2 protein-coding genes are annotated in these 1,487 nt (G+C 43.0%); both read left to right on the forward strand.

Features of this window, described 5'->3' with window-relative positions; genetic code table 11:
* Positions 1 to 264, forward strand: a 264-nt coding sequence (locus ACRBG0_RS27520; protein ID WP_431490041.1) for a T9SS type A sorting domain-containing protein, incomplete at its 5' end; no start/stop codon positions are given.
* Positions 265 to 326: 62 nt separating this feature from the next.
* A partial coding sequence (locus ACRBG0_RS27525) for a hypothetical protein (protein WP_431490042.1) occupies positions 327 to 1,487 on the forward strand: 1,161 nt, incomplete at its 3' end.

The following is a 1,487-nucleotide window of genomic DNA, read 5'->3' on the forward strand; positions in this document are numbered from 1 at the left end:
GACGATGAAGCAACAGACCCCGAATCATGGCGGATATACCCCAATCCTACCAGTAAGTATCTGCGTATTAGTGGCGAGTATCTGGAGGAACTGCAAAGGGTAGAACTCTACGATCTTTCGGGTAAACTGCACCAAACTTGGTTGGTTGCCTCTACCGGAAGTAGCTATCAGTTAGCAGACAACCTTGCCGCAGGTATTTACCTGCTTAGGCTGCATTTAACCGACGGTTCTCAAATAAATCACAAACTGGTTGTCAGTAAATAGAATTAAGTGATCATTTGGCCAGAGCGAAGGAGGTCTTCGCTCTGGCCTCTAATTTATTATAGATGAACAAATCATTACACATTCTCTTTGGCTTGATTTTGCTCACTAACTTATTATTTGCTCAATTTCCTGATAATACTTGGCTTTTGGGGTATGGTGGTGGAATAGCGGAACAAGATTCTTTTGGGATAACGTTTCTGACGTTTAACGACAACCAACTCTCCATCAGCGAAGAACTTGAAATAAATTTCAGAATGAGAACTAATAATACTTCCATTAGTGAAACTAACGGGGAGCTATTATTTTACTTCAATGGAGAAGAGGTTTATAATAAGGAACACTTCTTGATGGTAAATGGAGATAGCATGTATTTAGGAACCCTTGATTTAGGTTACAATATTCCCCAAGGAGCTTTAATATTCCCTATACCTGAGAATGACAATCTATACATAATAGTAAATACTCATGCTGCCTATGACGAGGATATCCAAAGGGTGCCAGGAGAGACGCTATTTTATTCTACAATTAACCTTAATGCAAATAATGGCCTAGGCGAAGTAATAATAAAAAATGAGGTATTAATTGAAGATGAACGTTTACCATACGGCCAACTCACCGCCACCCGCCATGCGAATGGCCGTGATTGGTGGATTATCTGGCCCTATTGGGACAGTAACCGTTTCATGAGGTTTCAGGTAAAACCAGAAGGTATCGTGCGCGAAAGCGATATTATGTCTAATGATACCATTCTTTCGGGGCTCGGTCAGGCACATTTTACACCCGATGGTAGCAAGCTCATTTTCTATAATGGTGTCTCTACGGCCATTGGTACCTTTATTGATATTTTTGATTTTGATCGTTGTTCCGGAATGATCAGTAACCAACTTAAAATTTCATTGCCTGTTGAAGGAGTTACGGCTGGTGCCGCTATCTCTCACGATTCTCGTTTCCTTTATGTGATCAATCAGTTTTACATCTTCCAGTACGATTTATTCGCGGAAGACATTGCTGCTACGCAAGATACCGTAGCCGTCTTCGACGGCGCACTCGACCCCTGGTTTCCTGCCTCCTTCTTTATGGGGCAATTGGCGCGGGATGGTAAAATATATGTCTCTTCTCCCAACGGGGTTCTCAGCCTCACTGTGATCGAACACCCGGATCGGCAGGGGGAGGCCTGTGCGGTGAACCAGCATGCTGTGCGCTTGCCCGTGTACAATGCTTTT

The sequence above is a fragment of the Lewinella sp. genome (genome assembly GCF_050633125.1).
In the GTDB taxonomy this organism is placed as follows: domain Bacteria; phylum Bacteroidota; class Bacteroidia; order Chitinophagales; family Saprospiraceae; genus Lewinella.